The organism is Cognatiluteimonas telluris, assembly GCF_011320095.1.
Lineage (GTDB): Bacteria > Pseudomonadota > Gammaproteobacteria > Xanthomonadales > Xanthomonadaceae > Cognatiluteimonas > Cognatiluteimonas telluris.
Genome location: NZ_JAANOY010000012.1, coordinates 22,499 through 39,109 on the forward strand (window position 1 = coordinate 22,499; position 16,611 = coordinate 39,109).

General features: G+C 68.0%; 13 protein-coding genes and 7 tRNA genes. 16 read left to right on the top strand and 4 right to left on the bottom strand.

Annotated features, from left to right (window positions below; all coding sequences use genetic code 11):
- Positions 1 to 12 precede the first annotated feature (12 nt).
- A complete protein-coding gene (locus tag G7B67_RS07915) occupies positions 13 to 768 on the bottom strand; it encodes a Bax inhibitor-1/YccA family protein (protein ID WP_166210537.1) in 756 nt (251 codons plus the stop codon).
- 268 nt (positions 769 to 1,036) lie between these two features.
- On the opposite strand from G7B67_RS07915, the gene G7B67_RS07920 reads away from it, so the two are divergent.
- From G7B67_RS07920 to G7B67_RS07980, 13 genes are all read left to right on the top strand, one after another.
- Positions 1,037 to 1,113, top strand: a tRNA-Pro gene (locus G7B67_RS07920).
- Between the two features lie 64 nt (positions 1,114 to 1,177).
- Positions 1,178 to 1,251 (top strand) — tRNA-Arg (locus G7B67_RS07925).
- A gap of 120 nt (positions 1,252 to 1,371) precedes the next feature.
- Positions 1,372 to 1,448 (top strand) — tRNA-His (locus G7B67_RS07930).
- A gap of 34 nt (positions 1,449 to 1,482) precedes the next feature.
- A tRNA-Lys gene (locus tag G7B67_RS07935) sits at positions 1,483 to 1,558 on the top strand.
- Between the two features lie 186 nt (positions 1,559 to 1,744).
- Positions 1,745 to 1,829, top strand: a tRNA-Leu gene (locus tag G7B67_RS07940).
- A 230-nt stretch (positions 1,830 to 2,059) separates the two neighbouring features.
- The gene (tig, locus tag G7B67_RS07945) at positions 2,060 to 3,382 is read left to right on the top strand and encodes a trigger factor (protein WP_166210540.1); all 1,323 of its coding nucleotides are present in this window, start codon (positions 2,060 to 2,062) and stop codon (positions 3,380 to 3,382) included.
- A gap of 26 nt (positions 3,383 to 3,408) precedes the next feature.
- Complete coding sequence (clpP, locus tag G7B67_RS07950) at positions 3,409 to 4,035, top strand: ATP-dependent Clp endopeptidase proteolytic subunit ClpP (RefSeq protein ID WP_166210543.1); 627 nt, start codon at positions 3,409 to 3,411, stop codon at positions 4,033 to 4,035.
- Between the two features lie 139 nt (positions 4,036 to 4,174).
- Complete coding sequence (gene clpX / locus G7B67_RS07955) at positions 4,175 to 5,458, top strand: ATP-dependent Clp protease ATP-binding subunit ClpX (protein ID WP_166210546.1); 1,284 nt, start codon at positions 4,175 to 4,177, stop codon at positions 5,456 to 5,458.
- A 383-nt stretch (positions 5,459 to 5,841) separates the two neighbouring features.
- Complete coding sequence (gene lon / locus G7B67_RS07960; protein WP_166210549.1) at positions 5,842 to 8,274, top strand: endopeptidase La; 2,433 nt, start codon at positions 5,842 to 5,844, stop codon at positions 8,272 to 8,274.
- A 344-nt stretch (positions 8,275 to 8,618) separates the two neighbouring features.
- On the top strand, positions 8,619 to 8,891 hold the full coding sequence (locus tag G7B67_RS07965) for an HU family DNA-binding protein (protein ID WP_166210552.1): 273 nt from the start codon (positions 8,619 to 8,621) through the stop codon (positions 8,889 to 8,891).
- Positions 8,892 to 9,176: 285 nt separating this feature from the next.
- A tRNA-Val gene (locus G7B67_RS07970) sits at positions 9,177 to 9,251 on the top strand.
- Positions 9,252 to 9,453: 202 nt separating this feature from the next.
- Positions 9,454 to 9,530, top strand: a tRNA-Asp gene (locus G7B67_RS07975).
- Between the two features lie 127 nt (positions 9,531 to 9,657).
- On the top strand, positions 9,658 to 11,634 hold the full coding sequence (locus G7B67_RS07980) for a SurA N-terminal domain-containing protein (protein WP_166210555.1): 1,977 nt from the start codon (positions 9,658 to 9,660) through the stop codon (positions 11,632 to 11,634).
- Between the two features lie 85 nt (positions 11,635 to 11,719).
- On the opposite strand, the gene G7B67_RS07985 is transcribed toward G7B67_RS07980, so the two are convergent.
- From G7B67_RS07985 to gloB, 3 genes are read right to left on the bottom strand one after another with little or no spacing between them, the layout of a single operon-like run.
- Positions 11,720 to 12,529: an enoyl-ACP reductase FabI gene (locus G7B67_RS07985; RefSeq protein ID WP_166210558.1), complete on the bottom strand. Its 810-nt coding sequence runs from the start codon at positions 12,527 to 12,529 to the stop codon at positions 11,720 to 11,722.
- Positions 12,530 to 12,584: 55 nt separating this feature from the next.
- Complete coding sequence (locus tag G7B67_RS07990) at positions 12,585 to 13,907, bottom strand: lytic transglycosylase domain-containing protein (protein WP_425482423.1); 1,323 nt, start codon at positions 13,905 to 13,907, stop codon at positions 12,585 to 12,587.
- Positions 13,883 to 14,647 (bottom strand): hydroxyacylglutathione hydrolase, encoded by a 765-nt coding sequence (gene gloB / locus G7B67_RS07995; protein ID WP_166210561.1) that lies wholly within the window; start codon positions 14,645 to 14,647, stop codon positions 13,883 to 13,885. Before gloB ends, G7B67_RS07990 begins: the two co-directional genes overlap by 25 nt.
- 45 nt (positions 14,648 to 14,692) lie before the next feature.
- Between gloB and G7B67_RS08000 the strand changes: the two genes are divergently transcribed.
- From G7B67_RS08000 to dnaQ, 3 genes are read left to right on the top strand one after another with little or no spacing between them, the layout of a single operon-like run.
- Entirely contained in the window at positions 14,693 to 15,358 is a 666-nt protein-coding gene (locus tag G7B67_RS08000) for a class I SAM-dependent methyltransferase (protein ID WP_166210564.1), read from the top strand.
- Between the two features lie 5 nt (positions 15,359 to 15,363).
- Positions 15,364 to 15,825 (top strand): ribonuclease HI, encoded by a 462-nt coding sequence (rnhA, locus tag G7B67_RS08005; RefSeq protein ID WP_166210652.1) that lies wholly within the window; start codon positions 15,364 to 15,366, stop codon positions 15,823 to 15,825.
- Positions 15,825 to 16,529 carry a DNA polymerase III subunit epsilon gene (gene dnaQ, locus G7B67_RS08010; protein ID WP_166210567.1) on the top strand — a complete coding sequence of 235 codons (705 nt, stop codon included), beginning with the start codon at positions 15,825 to 15,827 and terminating at the stop codon, positions 16,527 to 16,529. Before rnhA ends, dnaQ begins: the two co-directional genes overlap by 1 nt.
- Positions 16,530 to 16,611 lie beyond the last annotated feature (82 nt).

A 16,611-nucleotide genomic window follows, 5' to 3' on the forward strand; every position in this document is an offset into this window, starting at 1 on the left:
CAGGTTCGGGGGTCAGTTGCGTGACTGAAGCTTGGACAGCAGCCTCAGGATTTCCAGGTACAGCCACACCAGGGTCACCAGCAGGCCGAACGCGCCGTACCACTCCATGTACTTCGGCGCGCCCTGGGCGACGCCCTGCTCGATCATGTCGAAGTCGAGCACCAGGTTCAGCGCGGCGATGACCACCACGAAGCCGGAGAACGCGATGCCCACCCAGCTACTGCCCTGGATGAAGGGCATCGAATGGCCGAAGAACCCCATCACGATGTTGACCAGGTAGACGATCGCGATGCCGCCGGTGGCCGCGACCACGCCGAGCTTGAACTTCTCGGTTGCCCGCACCAGTCCGCTGCGATAGGCCAGCAGCATCGCGCCCAGGGTGCCGAAGGTCAGCGCGACGGCCTGCATGACCAGGCCGGGGTAGCGCTGCTCGAAGACCGCGGAGATCGCGCCGATGAACACACCTTCCAGCAGCGCGTACAAGGGCGCGGTGAACGGCGCCCAGGTCTTGCGGAAGATCGTCGCCATCGCGACCACGAAGCCGCCGAGCGCACCGACGAGCACATACGGGCCCAGGTTGGCAGCGCCACCCGACGAGAACGCCAGGTTCCAGGTGTACATCGCGCCGACCAGCGCCAGGATCAGCAGGAAGGCGGTGCGATTGACGGTGCCGTTGACGGTCATCGCGCCATCGCGCGCCCCGGTCAGCGTGCCGGTACCGGTGTCGAGGAATGCCGAAGCCTTCAAGGCGGGGTTGCTGCTGCGCATGGTGTCGTCCGTCTGGGGTCTGGCTTGAGGATAACGTGGGAGTGGCGGCGTTCGGCGCGCGTTCAAGTGAGCCACGCATCGGCGTGCAGCGCGCGGTCAGTCTCGACAGTGCGGTCCGGCCGGTCGAACCAGCGTGCGCCGCGCCAGTGGCAACCATGTCGTGCCGGGACGCGCGCCGTCGCGGGTTTGACAGCCTGCGGGCCGCTCCCGACAATAGCCGGCCCTGCGCGGTCTGCGCGGGGTTTTGCAGTGGAATCGCTTGAGCCGGCGGGGTATAGCGCAGTCTGGTAGCGCGCCTGCTTTGGGAGCAGGATGTCGGGGGTTCGAATCCCTCTACCCCGACCATTCCGGCTGCCGGATGCATGGCATCGGAGCAGCGCCGCGGGAACGATGCGAGAATCCTCGCCTCGCGCCCGTAGCTCAACCGGATAGAGCACCGGCCTTCTAAGCCGGCGGTTGCAGGTTCGAGTCCTGCCGGGCGCGCGAGCCAACGCGCGGTCGGCCGCCGGATCGGATTCGCGGCTGTCGCGCGGCAGGTGGCATCGAATAGCATGGCCGGCGCGACGTGGCGCGGACGCTGGTCGGGGTTTACAGGTTTCAATGGTGGATGTAGCTCAGCTGGTTAGAGCACCGGATTGTGATTCCGGGGGTCGCGGGTTCAAATCCCGTCTTCCACCCCAATGTTTGTATTCGCTATAATTTGCGATCAGTTTCGGGCCGTTAGCTCAGTTGGTAGAGCAGTTGACTCTTAATCAATAGGTCGAAGGTTCGAATCCTTCACGGCCCACCAGTTCCAAAGCCCGGCCTCGCGCCGGGCTTTTTTTTCGGGTGGAGTGGATCCCGTGTTGGATCGACGACCCCCGGCGCCCGATCGGCGACAAGGGCGGCCCGGGCCGTGATCGCACTGCGGCAAATGGCAACAATGCGTGGCCCGCCATGGCTTGGGCCAATGCCGGCGATGGCACAATGCGCCGGCGCGAAAGTGGCGGAATTGGTAGACGCACTGGATTTAGGTTCCAGCGCCGCAAGGCGTGGGGGTTCGAGCCCCCCCTTTCGCACCACCCCGCGGTGACGCCCGGATGGCGATCGCACCCGCCGGGCCGTCAGGCCGTCGCAGGCCGGCTTTCCCGCCGGCGCGATGCCTGTTCCGTCCCCGCGCTGGCACCCGGACCTCCGATCGGCGAAACTAGCGCGTTCCGCCGACTGTTTTCCGGGGCGCACATGCGCCGGCCGGGGTCGGCCCGATCAATCTCAGACACGACCGCGGCCGGGCCGCGGGGCAGGAGTGGGTATGGCAGCTTCAAATACGCAGGTTTCGCTCGAATCCGTCGGCAACCTCGAGCGCCGCATGACCTTGCGGCTTCCGGCGCAAAGCCTGGAAACGCAGGTCGGTGGGCGGTTGCGCGAGATCGCGCGCACCGCGCGGATCAAGGGCTTCCGCCCCGGCAAGGTGCCGACCAAGGTGGTCGAGCAGCGCTATGGCGAGCAGGTGCGCGCCGAGGTGCTCGATGGCCTGTTGCGCGAGGGATTCGACAGCGCCATCCGCGAGAATTCGCTGCGCCTGGCCGGTAGTCCGCGGATCCAGCCGGCGGATCCGGCAACGGAAGGCGACCTGGCCTACGTCGCCACGTTCGAGGTGATGCCCGATTTCGGCGAGATCGATGTCGACAAGCTCGAAGTGGTGCGCCATACGGCCGAGATCACCGATGCCGACATCGACCGCATGATCGAAAACCTGCGCCTGCAGCGCCGCAGCTGGACCGCGGTCACGCGTCCGGCGCAGGAAGGCGACGCGGTCGACGTCGAAACCTGGTCGCAGGCCGGCGACGAACGGCTTCCGGCCGAAGGCAGCGAGAAGGGCGTGGCTGTGATCGGTACCGGCGCCATGCTCGCCGAGATCGAGGCGGCGCTGGTCGGCATGAAGACCGGCGACGAAAAGACGATGGACGTGACCTTCCCATCCGATTGGCGCGTGCCCCAGCTGGCGGGCAGGCAGGTGCAGGTCTACCTGAAGGCCGAGCAGGTGTCGGAGCCGGTGTTGCCGGAAGTCGATGCCGCCTTCATCCGCAGCTTCGGGGTCAAGGCCGGCGAACTGGACGCCTTCCGCGGCGAAATCCGCAGCAACCTCGAGCGTGAGCTCAAGGGCGCGTTGATGGGCCGCCTGCGCCGTGAAGTCGGCGAGCAACTGGTGGCCGCCTACGCCAGTGTCGAGATGCCCCCGCGGCTGGTGGAAAGCGAAGCCCGGCAGATGGCCTACCAAACCTTCGAGCAGGCGCGGCGCCAGGGCGCCCAGGGCGAGCTTCCGGCCGACGCCCACCTGCAGTTCATGGACGCCGCCCGCAGCCGGGTGCTGGTCGGCCTGCTCGTCGGTGAGGTGGCGCGCCGCAACGAGCTCAAGCTCGATCCCAAGCGATTGAACGAAACCCTGCGCCTGATCGCTTCGACCTACGAAGAGCCCAAGCAGGTCATTGAGTTGTACCGCAACGATCCCCAGTTGATGTCGGGACTGCAGTCGCGGGTGATGGAAGAGCAGGTGATCGACTGGATCGCCGAGCGCGCCCGCCATACCGAGCAGCAGATGTCCTTCCAGGAGGCGATCGGCCCCACGGCCTGACCGCTGATCCGCACAACGAGACCCACATGACCAACGAGATCAAAGCCCTGAACCTGGTGCCGATGGTGGTCGAACAGACCAGCCGCGGCGAGCGCGCCTACGACATCTACTCGCGCCTGCTCAAGGAACGCGTGATCTTCCTGGTCGGCGGCATCGACGACCATGTCGCCAACGTGATCGTCGCGCAGATGCTGTTCCTCGAGGCGGAAAACCCCGAGAAGGACATCAGCCTGTACATCAATTCCCCCGGCGGCGTGGTCACTGCCGGCATGGCGATCTACGACACCATGCAGTTCATCAAGCCGGACGTGAGCACGATCTGCGTCGGCCAGGCGGCCAGCATGGGCGCGTTGCTGCTCGCCTCCGGCGCCAAGGGCAAGCGCTACGCGCTGCCCAACTCGCGGGTGATGATCCACCAGCCGTTGGGCGGCTTCCAGGGCCAGGCGACCGACATCGACATCCACGCGCGCGAGATCCTCTCGATGCGCCAGCGACTCAACGAGATCCTGTCCAAGCACACCGGGCAGTCGCTGGACACGATCGCGCGCGACACCGAGCGCGACAACTTCAAGAGCGCAGAGGCCTCGCGCGACTACGGGCTGGTCGATTCGGTGCTCGAACGGCGTCCGGAAGAGTCGATCCAGCCGTCCTGATCTGGTGGCGTAAACCAGCGCGCAAGCGCCTGATTACGCAGCACTTTCATCCCGCCCAGCGGGCCCGCGAGTGATCCGGGCCCCTGTGCTATTCTCGGGCCGGCCACAGTACGTGGGCGGCTGCAACAGGTAACGGGGAATGACCGAAGACCGTCAGGGCCGATCCGGCGACAGCAACAAGATCCTGTATTGCTCGTTCTGCGGGAAGAGCCAGCACGAAGTCCGCAAGCTGATCGCGGGCCCGAGCGTGTTCATCTGCGATGAATGCGTTGAGCTGTGCAACGACATCATCCGCGAGGAACTCGAGGAGAAGGCGCAGTCCGCGCGCAGCTCGCTGCCCAAGCCGCGCGAGATCCTCGAGGTGCTCGACCAGTACGTCATCGGACAGTCGCGCGCCAAGCGCACCCTCGCGGTGGCCGTCTACAACCACTACAAGCGCATCGAAAGCCGGCAGAAGAACGACGACGTCGAGCTGGCGAAGTCGAACATCCTGCTGGTCGGCCCGACCGGATCGGGCAAGACGCTGCTTGCCGAGACGCTGGCGCGCCTGCTCAACGTGCCGTTCACGATGGCCGATGCCACGACGCTCACCGAAGCCGGCTACGTCGGCGAGGACGTCGAGAACATCATCCAGAAGCTGCTGCAGAAGTGCGACTACGACGTCGAGAAGGCGCAGCAGGGCATCGTCTACATCGACGAGATCGACAAGATCTCGCGCAAGTCCGAAAACCCGTCCATCACCCGCGACGTGTCCGGCGAAGGCGTGCAGCAGGCGCTGCTCAAGCTGATCGAAGGCACCGTCGCCAGCGTGCCGCCGCAGGGCGGGCGCAAACATCCGCAGCAGGAATTCCTGCAGGTCGACACCCGCAACATCCTGTTCATCGTCGGCGGCGCGTTCGCAGGGCTCGACAAGATCATCCAGCAGCGCAGCACCGATGCCAGCGGGATTGGTTTTGGCGCCAAGCTCAAGAGCTCCGAGCGCAAGGTGGAAGTCGGCAAGGTGCTGGCGGAAGTCGAGCCCGAGGACCTGATCAAGTTCGGCCTGATCCCCGAGTTCGTCGGCCGCCTGCCGGTTGTCGCCACGCTCGAGGAACTCGACGAAAGCGCGCTGGTGAAGATCCTCACCGAGCCCAGGAACGCGATCAGCAAGCAGTTTAAGAAGCTGTTCGAGATGGAAGGCGTTGAACTGGAATTCCGCCAGGACGCGCTGGCCGCGATCGCGCGCAAGGCACTCAAGCGCAAGACCGGCGCGCGCGGGCTGCGTACCATCGTCGAGTCGGTCCTGCTCGACACGATGTACGACCTGCCTTCGCTGGAAAACGTCAGCAAGGTCGTGGTGGACGAGTCGGTGATCGAGCACAAGTCCGAGCCCTATCTGATCTACCAGACCCCGGTCGTGCCGAAAGCCGCCAGCGGCGAGTGAGGCCGGCGTGCGGGTCCGTCCCGCACCAATCGACTTCGGCAGGCCCGTCCGCGCGCCCGCGATCCGCTGATGGTCGCCCTGATGTGAACGCCACGTGCACGCCGCGCCGGTTCCGGGTGCGGCATGCCGCCGCTCCGGCCCCGGCCCGCCTCGGGGTGGAGGCTGACTTCGCGCGCGGTCACAGATCAGCCAATCCGCGCCGTGCCCGACCAATTCACCTCCGGGCCGCTTGTATGCTCTTCACGACTCCCCCATGTTGCTGTCTGGCGCAAGCTGACTGCGAGGCAATGCACCTGTCTTGATCCGCCCGGGGCTATCGTCTTCCCATGCCCACGCCACGCCGCCGCCGACACAAGATCGCATCGCCCCAAACCGGAGCCCCCATGACCGACCATCCTGACGCCCTCTCCCTGCCGGTGCTGCCCCTGCGCGACGTCGTGGTCTTCCCGCACATGGTGATTCCGCTGTTCGTGGGGCGCGACAAATCGATCCGCGCACTGGAACTGGCGATGGAGTCCGACAAGCGCATCCTACTCGTGGCGCAGAAATCCGCCGAGACCGACGACCCCGCCGCCGGCGACCTGTACGAGATCGGCACCCTGGCCCACGTGCTGCAGCTGCTGAAGCTGCCCGATGGCACGATCAAGGTGCTGGTCGAAGGCGTCGAGCGCGTGCGGGTGGAGCGGGTGACCCAGGGCGAGGGCACGCTGAGCGGCGAGGCCGTGGTGGTCGAGCCTTCCGAACGCCGCGAGCCGCGCGAGATCGAAGCCACGGCGCGCTCGCTGATGACGCTGTTCGAACAGTACGTGAAGACCAACCGCAAGCTGCCGCCGGAACTGCTGCAGACGCTGGCCGGCATCGACGAGCCGAGCCGCCTGGCCGACACGATCGCCGCGCACCTGGGTGTCCGGCTTGCCGACAAGCAACGGCTGCTCGAAGCCACCGACACCGGCGAGCGGCTGGAACTGCTGGTGGGCTTCGTCGACGGCGAGATCGACGTGCAGCAGATGGAAAAGCGCATCCGCGGCCGCGTGAAGTCGCAGATGGAGAAGAGCCAGCGCGAGTACTACCTCAACGAGCAGATGAAGGCGATCCAGAAGGAGCTGGGCGACATCGACGAAACGCCCAACGACCTGGACGAACTTGCGCGCAGGATCGCCGAGGCCGGCATGCCCAAGCCGGTGGAAGCCAAGGCCAAGAACGAACTCAACAAGCTCAAGCAGATGTCGCCGATGTCGGCTGAAGCCGCCGTCGTGCGCAATTACCTCGACTGGCTGCTCGGCGTGCCGTGGAAGAAGCGCACCAAGATCCGCAAGGACCTCAAGGCGGCGCAGGAAGTCCTCGACGCCGACCACTACGGCCTGGAGCGGGTGAAGGAACGCATCCTCGAATACCTCGCCGTGCAGTCGCGGGTGCAGAAGATGAAGGGCGCGATCCTGTGCCTGGTCGGGCCGCCGGGCGTGGGCAAGACCTCGCTCGGGCAGTCGATCGCCAAGGCAACCAACCGCAAGTTCGTGCGCCTGTCGCTGGGCGGCGTGCGCGACGAAGCGGAGATCCGCGGCCATCGCCGCACCTACGTCGGTTCGATGCCCGGCCGCATCGTGCAGAACCTGAACAAGGCGGGCACGAAGAATCCGCTGTTCATGCTCGACGAGATCGACAAGATGTCGATGGACTTCCGCGGCGACCCGTCATCGGCGCTGCTCGAGGTGCTCGACCCCGAGCAGAACAGCACCTTCAACGACCATTACCTGGAAGTCGACCTCGACCTGTCGGAAGTGATGTTCGTGGCGACGTCCAATTCGCTGCACATTCCCGGGCCATTGCTCGACCGCATGGAGGTCATCCGCATCCCCGGTTACACCGAGGACGAGAAGATCAACATCGCCATGCGCTACCTGCTGCCCAAGCAGCTCAAGGCCAACGGCCTGCAGGAAGGCGAGCTGAAGATCGCCGAGTCGGCGGTGCAGGGCATCGTGCGCTATTACACGCGCGAATCCGGCGTGCGCAACCTCGAACGCGAGATCGCCCGCATCTGCCGCAAGGTCGTCAAGGAGATCGCATTGAAGGGGCCTGCCGCGGTATCCAAGGGCAAGGTCGCCAAGGCGGTGGTCGTCACCGCCAAGAACCTGGACAAGTACCTGGGCGTGCAGCGCTTCGACTATGGCCGCGCCGAAGTCGACAACGAGGTGGGATTGGTGACCGGCCTGGCATGGACCGAAGTCGGTGGCGACCTGCTGCAGATCGAATCGACGCTGGTCCCCGGCAAGGGCCAGCTGATCCTCACCGGCCAGCTCGGCGACGTGATGAAGGAATCGGCCTCCGCCGCCTTGTCCGTCGTGCGCGCGCGGACCGAACGCCTGGGCATCGACCTGGATTTCCTCGCGCGGCAGGACGTGCACCTGCACGTCCCGGAAGGCGCGACGCCGAAGGATGGCCCCAGTGCGGGCATCGCGATGGCGACCGCGCTGGTTTCCACCCTGACGCGCATTCCCGTGCGCGCCGACGTGGCGATGACCGGTGAAATCACGCTGCGCGGCAAGGTGCTGGGAATCGGCGGACTGAAGGAAAAGCTGCTGGCGGCGATGCGCGGCGGCATCCGCACGGTGCTGATCCCGGAGGAGAACCGCAAGGACCTGGTCGATATTCCGAAGTCGGTCACCCAGCAGATGAAGATCATCCCGGTGCGCTGGATCGACGAGGTGCTGGACCTCGCGCTGGAGCGCCCGATTTCGCCCCGGCCGGTGGCTCCGGAGGTTGCGGAGGCCGCGCGCGAGACTGACAAGGTGGTGGTGCAGCAGGACGTCAAGCACTGACGCCTGCCCGCCGCCGCGGGCCTGGCGCGCGCGCTGCAACGGCGCGCGAGTGCCCGTTCGCGATCGCGATCGGCGGCAGCCCAACGGAATTCACGGGGCTTGCAGGACAACTGTTGGTCGCACGAGCGACGTTGCAGCCACCGGCTGCAAACCCGCGCCGCGATTGGGTTTCGCGTGTTGCGTGGGGAAAATGCCGCTGGTATAACGGATCGACTGTGGCGCCCGCATGGCGCGTCATGGCAACGCGGTCGGGGACAAATCCGCGCCACTGCCGCACGGCTCCCCCGACATCGAACCCATCGGAATCAAGCAGCGAAGCGTCGCTTCGCTCAGGGAGTCAATCAATGAACAAAGCCGAATTCGTCGATGCCGTCGCCGACGCCGCCGAACTGTCCAAGATGGAAGCCGCCCGTGCCGTCGACGCGATGGTCGGTGCGATCACCAAGGCGCTGAAGAAGGGCGATGCCGTCACGCTGGTCGGTTTCGGCACGTTCCAGGTCCGTGATCGCGGCGCGCGCACCGGCCGCAATCCGCGTACTGGTGACACGATCAACATTGCCGCCTCGAAGAATCCGACCTTCAAGGCAGGCAAGGCGCTGCGCGACGCCGTCAACTGATCCGCGTCCACCGTGATCGGCGCCTGGCGCGCCGGACCGGCCATTCGAAAGCCCGGCAATGCCGGGCTTTTTTTGCATCCGTGGAATCGTCGTCGGCCGTGCGGCACGTGGGCCTGGCGTGCAAGGTTCATGCGCAGCGCAGCTGGGGCACGCTGCTCCCGTCCCCGCGCCCGCCGCTTGGCGAGACACCGGGCGCGGCGTGCCTTGCGCATGCCGACATCCAACCGGATCGGCGCCGGCCTGGACCCGCATCGCCATGCGGGAGCCGGTATCATCGCCACCGATGGGTGCTTAGCTCAGTGGTAGAGCGTCTCCTTTACACGGAGAGGGTCGGGGGTTCGAAACCCTCAGCACCCACCATGCCTTCGCATGGCAGGGTTGCCGTGCTGCGCGCCATGGCCTGTCGTTCTTGATGGAGGCGCGGCGGGCGCCAGTCCCGTGATGGCCATGCAGCGCTTCGCCGCTGGTGGGGACCGGTACGGCAAGGTCGGCCCTTGTTGCGCAACCGATTCCGGCACGCCTTGCGGTCGGCCGAGACGCTCTGTATCATGCCCGGCTCCGCGGAGTGGTAGTTCAGTTGGTTAGAATGCTGGCCTGTCACGCCGGAGGTCGCGGGTTCGAGTCCCGTCCACTCCGCCAGAGTTGTTTTTGAAGGACGCCCCCGTGGCGTCCTTCTTTTTTTGCCTTGCGCGCTCCCCGTCGTCGTCTTCGGCCGGAGGGCGAAGCGCGGTAGACTTCGCGGCTTCGCCACATCGCAACGCCGCCCATGCTGCAGAACCTGCGCGACAAGACCTCCGGCTGGATCGCTGGCGCCATCCTTGGTTTGCTGACGATCCCGTTCGCTTTCTTCGGCATGGACCAGTACCTGTTCCAGCGCAACGACACCTTCGCGGCCAAGATCGAGGCGCCGCCGAACTGGTGGCCGTCGGCGCCGGCGGTGTGGCCGGTGACGATGCTTTGGCAGCGCGACGAGATCAAGGCCGACGAATTCCGCGCCGCGTTCGAACGTGCGCGCCAGGACCAGCGGCAGCAGCAGGGTGAGCAGTTCGATCCGCGCGCGTTCGAGTCCGTCGACAACAAGCGCAAGGTGCTCGACACGATCGTCGACCAGCGCGTGCTGGCGATGGCGGCCGATCGCGACGGCATCGCGGTCGGCGACGACCTCGTCCGCAAGACGATCCAGGGTATTCCGGCCTTCCAGGTCGATGGCAGGTTCGATCCGCAGCGCTACCAGCTGGCGCTGGCATCGCAGAACCCGCCACGCTCGCCGTCGCAGTTCCAGGAAGAAGTCCGCAAGGGCCTGCAGCAGAGCCTGATCCCCAATGCGGTGGTGCAGACCGCGTTCGTGACGCCGGCCGAACTGCAGCGCGTGCTCAAGCTGCTCGGCGAACGCCGCGACGTCAGCTTCGCGATCATCCCGCCGCCGGCCCCGGATGCGGCGCCAATCACCGCCGCCGAAATCCAGAAGTGGTACGACGCCCATCGCGACGACTATCGCGCCCCGGAGACCGTGTCGCTGGATTACATCGACGTCGACCAGTCGGCGCTGCCGGCGCCGGCCGTGGCCGACGATGCGACACTGCGCCAGCGCTACGACGACGAGAAGGCGCGTTTCGTCGAGCCCGAACAGCGGCTGGCTTCGCACATCCTCATCAAGGTCGACGCCAACGCCACGCCTGCCCAGCAGCAGGCGGCGCAGGCCAAGGCCGCCGCGCTCGCGCAGCAGGCGCGGCAGCCCGGTGCGGACTTTGCCGCCCTGGCGCGCGCCAATTCCGACGATGCCGGTTCCAAGGTTTCCGGCGGCGACCTGGGCTGGGTAGCCAAGGGCGTGATGGTGAAACCGTTCGAGGATGCATTGTTCTCGATGCAGGCAGGACAGGTCAGCGATCCGGTCAAGTCCGAATTCGGCTGGCACGTGATCGACCTGCGCGAAGTCAAGCCAGGCACGCAGAAGCCGTTCGAGCAGGTGCGCGACCAGCTTGCGCGCGAGCAGGCAGACAACGATCGCGAGCATGGCTTCAACGACCTGATCGGCCGGATGGTCGACGAGGTCAATCGCAATCCGACCACCCTGGCGCCAGCCGCGCGCCTGGCGAAGGTGGAAGTCCGGCACGCGGGTCCCATCGCGCGCGGCCAGGGGAACGGCCTGCTCGCCAACCCCGCGGTCCAGCGCGTGGCCTTCTCCGAATCGATGATCGAGGACGGCACCGTCAGCGATCCGATCGACGTCGGCAACGGCCACAGCCTGCTGATTCGCGTATCCGGTCATTCCCAGGCGCACCAGTTGCCGCTGGCCGACGTCAGCAGCCGGGTGGTGGCCGCGATCCGCGCCGATCGCGCTGCCAAGGCGGCCGATGCCGAAGCCGACCGGATCCTCGCCGCGGTGAAGGCAGGCACGCCGTTGAAGGATGCGGCGGCCGCGCGGCAGCTGGTCGCCAGCGACGTTCCGGCGCTCCCGCGCGGAGCGCCGATGCCCGATGCCCAGGCGGTGCGCGCGTTCTTCGAAGCGGCCCCGCCCGCGCCGGGCAAGGTGTCGCCGGGCAAGGTCGCGCTGGGGGACGGTCGCGAGGTCGTCTTCGCGGTCAGCCGGATCATCCCGGGCAACCCGGATGAAGCCAGCGCCGAACAGAAGCTGTCGCTCCAGCAGCAGATGGTCCAGGCGATCGGCGAGGACGACGTGCTTGGGCTGGTCGACAGCCTGCGCGCCCGGGTCAAGGTGACCGTCGCCGAGGATCGCCTCTAGTCGGGGCGATGCAGCGACGGCTGCACTGATGGAAAAGCCCGGCACTGCCGGGCTTTTTTTCATCCAGCGGTAGGCGCGCGAAGCGCTATTCGGTTTCGACCCCGGTCATGCCGAGGATGTTGTAGCCCGCGTCCACGTAGGTGATTTCACCAGTGACGCCCGCGGCGAGGTCCGAGGACAGGAACGCGGCGACGTTGCCGACGTCCTCGATCGTGACCGTGCGGCGCAGCGGCGCGTTCTCCTCGACATGGCCGAGGATCTTGCGGAAGCCGGCGATGCCGGCCGCGGCAAGGGTCTTGATCGGCCCGGCGGAAATCGCATTGACGCGGGTGCCTTCCGGGCCGAGGTTGCAGGCCAGGTAGCGCACGCTGGATTCCAGGCTCGCCTTGGCCACGCCCATCAGGTTGTAGCCGGTGAGCGCGCGCTCCGAACCCAGGTAGGTCAGGGTCAGGATGCTGCCGTGGCGCCCCTGCATCAGCGGCCGCGCGGCCTTGGCCATCGCCGAGAGCGAATAGGCCGAGATGTCCAGCGCCAGCGCGAAGTTTTCCCGCGTCAGGCCGTCGAGGAACTGGCCCGCGATCGCTTCGCGCGGTGCGAACGCGATCGCGTGGACGAGGATGTCGAAACCGTCGGGCCAGTGCTGGCCGAGTTGCTCGAAACAGGCCGCGATCTGCGCGTCGTCGGAGACGTCCAGCGGAATGACGATGTCGCCCGACTGGCCCGGCTGGCGATATTCCGCGGCGGCCTTCTCGACCCGCGACTTGAGCTTTTCGTTCTGGTAGGTGAAGGCCAGCTGCGCGCCTTCGCGGTGCATGGCTTCGGCGATGCCGGTGGCGATCGAGCGCTCGCTGGCGATGCCGGTGATCAGGGCGCGCTTGCCTTGCAGGAATCCCATGTCGTGTCCGTAGTCGAAATCGGGGCGCTAGTGTGCCCGCGCGCGCCGGCCTGGGCTACTCGGACAGTTCGCCGTCGAGCTTGAGCACCATGCCTGGGTGCAGGATCGCGCGCGGCGCCAGCGCGTTGCGCGACAGCAGGTCGGCCACCCGCAGCTTGTAGCGCCTGGCAATCGTCCACAGCGATTCGCCGCGGCTGACGGTGTGGGTATGCGGGTGCAGGTCGAGCGTGTCCGCGGTCGCCGCAGGCGACGAAACGGCGCGGCCATGCGTGGTTACCGGATCGACCTGGACGGCCCCGGGGCCCGACAGGGCGGCATTGGCCGCGGCCAGCATCGGCCGCGCGCCGGCAGCGGTGGCTGGAAGGACGGGAGATGGCGCCGACGCCGCTGCCGTGCTGGCGAGGGCAGGCGCCGGATCCCGCCCTGCATCCACGCCGGCCCCCTGCAGGGCGGCCGCCAGCTGCGCCGTGGGCGGCGGCGCCAGCACCAGTGGGGCAGAGGCGCCGGCCCTGGCCACCCGGCCGGCGGAGAAGGCCGGGTTCAGGCGTGCCACCGTCGCGCCGTCGCGGCCGGTCACCGCCGACCAGTCGGCCAGGCTGCGCGTGCCCGCCGGCAGGCTGATCGCCTGCAGCACCGGCACCGGGCGGTCGATCGACTGCAGCCAGCTGTCGCGGTCGTCGGCCTGGTCGAGCAGGCAGGACAGCGCATGCAGCTTGCGCACGTAGGCGCGGGTGATGCCGGACAGGCCGACGAGCTTCTCGGGGTCGGCATGGCGCGCGACCTGGCCGCTGCGGCGCAGTGCGTCGAAGACGCGGTATTCGCCGGCGTTGTAGGCCATCACCGCCAGCCGCCAGTCGCCGGCGAACATGCCGTGCAGGGTCTTCAGATAACGCACCGCGGCGCGGGTCGAGTCCACCGGCGACAGCCGCCCGTCGTACCCGGCGCGGATCGGCACCTGGTGGTTGCGGGCGGTCACCGTGATCAGCTGCCACAGCCCGGCCGGTCCCGAGGCGCTGCGCGCGCCGGGCCTGTAGCCGCTCTCCACGAAGGGGATCAGGGCGTATTCGGTCGGCAGGTCGGCCTCGCGCACGGCGTCGACCACATAGCCGAACAGGGCCAGCACGTCGCTGTCCGGCGTCGCCAGCCGGCTTGGCGCCGCCGAGTAGAGGCCACGCCAGCGTTGGCTGCTGCCGGTCTCGCAGGTCGGATCGGCCAGGCCGGCGCGGAATTCGGCATAGATGTCCTGGCCATTGCGGACCGCCGGCGTCGGCAGCGCCTGCGCCCCGGCCAGCGGGGCCGCCATCGCCGCCAGCAGCCCGGCGACCACCCCGGCCACGCCCCGCGGGCGCGAGCTCACGCGCCGAACCCGTCTTTCCAGTGCCGCAGCGCGGCGAAGGCGTCCACGCGATCGCCCGGGGCCCGGCCGAACCGGGCGGAGAGGGCGGCCTGGACCGGCGCGGTGTCGATGCGCAGGAAGGGATTGGCGGCCAGTTCGTCGGCCAGCGTGCTGGGCAGGGTCGGCAGGTGCTGTTGGCGCATGGCGAAGGCTTCCTCGGTGCGTCGGCGCAGGGCCGCGTTGTCGGGGTCGACCACCCGCGCGAAGGCGGCGTTGGCCAGGGTGTATTCGTGCCCGCAGCAGACATCGGTGTCCGGGGGCAGGGCGGCGAGGCGATCCAGCGACGCCAGCATCTGTGCAGGGGTGCCTTCGAACAGCCGGCCACAGCCCAGGCTGAAGAGGGTGTCGCCGCAGAACAGCCGGCCGTGGCCGACGAAGGCGATATGGCTGGAGGTGTGTCCCGGGATCTCCAGGACGTCGAAACGCCAGTCGCCGACGGTGGCCTGGTCGCCGTCGCGCATGCGCTGGCACGGCAGGTCGACGCGCGGGTCGTCCGGGGCGAATACCGGCAGGCCGGGCCAGCGGGCCAGCAATTCCAGCGCACCGCCGATGTGGTCGGCGTGATGGTGGGTGAGCAGCAGCGCCAGCGGTTGCAGGCCGGCATCGGCGGCGCGCAGCACCGGGCGGGCTTCACCCGGATCGACCACCACCCCGCGCCCGGCGGCGTCGGCGAGCGTCCAGATGTAGTTGTCCGTGAAGGCGGGCAGCGGCTGCAGGACCATCCGACGGTCGCTCCCGGCCCGGGGCGGGCCGCTAGAATGCCGACCATGCCTTCCCCCTCACCAGCCGGTCAACCCGACGGCCTGTCCGAACGCCATCGCATCTGGTTCGGGTCCCCCGCTGGCCAAGCCCTGGTCGAGAGCGAATCGGCCGGCATCCAGGCCGCGCTCGCCGGCCGCCCCGGACAGGCCTGGCTCTGGTTGGGCCCGGTGGCGCAAGCCATTGATCCACAAGGCCACGGCCTGCAATTGCAGGGCGCCGGCGAGACCTGGGACGGGCCGCTGCGCTGCGCCTTGCCACTGCCGCTGGCCAACGAATCGGTCGCCACCGTCGTGCTCCAGCACGCGGCGCGCCGGGGCCGGCGCGGCGCCGGCCTGATCGAGGAGTGCGCCCGGGTTCTGATGCCCGGCGGCCAGCTCTGGCTCTACGTCCTCAACCCGCTATCGCCCTATCGCTGGCGCTGGCAGGCCAGCGCGCTCGGGGCCTCGGAGCCGCTGCGCTGGCGCCGGCGGCTGCAGGCGGCCGGCCTGCACCCGCAGGGGATGTCGCAAGGCGTGGGCCCGGTCTGGAAGATCCGGGTCGACCCCGCGCTGCAACAAGGCCCCGGCCTGCGCGCCGCCTACCTGCTGCGCGCTGAAAAGCGCGTCCTCCCGCTGACCCCGTTGCGGCAACGGCCGGCGTTGCGGCTGACCGAAGGCGTCCCGGCGGCATGAGTGCATTGAAGGCGGTGGAGATCCACACCGATGGCGCCTGCCTGGGCAATCCCGGCCCGGGCGGCTGGGCGGCGCTGCTGCGCTACCGCGGCAAGGAGCGCGAACTCGCCGGCGGCGAACCGCTGACGACCAACAACCGGATGGAGCTGATGGCGGCGATCGTCGGGCTGGAAACCCTGAGCGAGCCTTGTGCGATCACCCTGCACACCGACTCGCAGTACGTCCGCCAGGGCATTACCGAATGGCTGCCCGGCTGGGTGCGACGGGGCTGGAAGACGTCGGGCGGCGATCCGGTCAAGAATCGCGACCTGTGGGAACGCCTGCAGGCCGCCTGCACCCGCCATCGCATCGACTGGCGCTGGGTCAAGGGCCATAGCGGCGACCCGGACAACGAGCGCGTCGACCAGCTGGCGCGCGCGCAGGCGATCGAATACAAAACCAGAATCGAACGGGGGATCGACGCCTGATGCGGCAGATCGTGCTGGATACCGAAACCACGGGCCTGTCGTGGGAACGCGGCAACCGCGTGGTGGAAATCGGCTGCGTGGAACTGGTGGAGCGCCGGCCGACCGGCCGCACCTTCCAGCGCTACCTCAATCCCGAGCGCGACTTCGAGCCTGGCGCGCAGGAGGTCACCGGCCTGACCTGGGACTTCCTCGCCGACAAACCGAAGTTCGCCGAAGTGGCCGACGAGTTCCTCGCCTTCATCGACGGCGCGGAGCTGGTGATCCACAACGCCGCCTTCGACGTCGGCTTCCTGGATTCCGAACTGTCCCGGCTCGGCGAGCATTACGGTCGCCTGCACGCGCGCTGCCGGGTGGAGGACTCGCTGGCGCTGGCGCGGCAACGCTATCCGGGCCAGCGCAATTCGCTGGACGCGCTGTGCCGCCGGCTGGGCGTGGACTGCTCGCACAGGCAGCTGCATGGCGCGCTGCTGGACGCGCAGCTGCTGGCCGAGGCCTACCTGGCGCTGACTTCGGGCCAGAGCGAAATTGGTTTTGCGACCGAGCAGGTCGTGCAGGTGACCGTCGCGATGATCGGCGACAGCGCCGCCGCCGGCCCGCGACCGCGGGTGCTGGTCCAGGCCGACGAAGTGCAGGCCCACGAAACCCGCCTCGCGGCGCTGCGCAAAAAGGCCGCCGTCTGCGTGTGGGACCTGATCGACGCCTGAGCACCAGCGGCGCAGCAGTCATGGAAAGCGCTCTTCGTCGGAGCGGCGCTCTTCCCAGGAGCGGCGCTCACCGCAGGAGCGG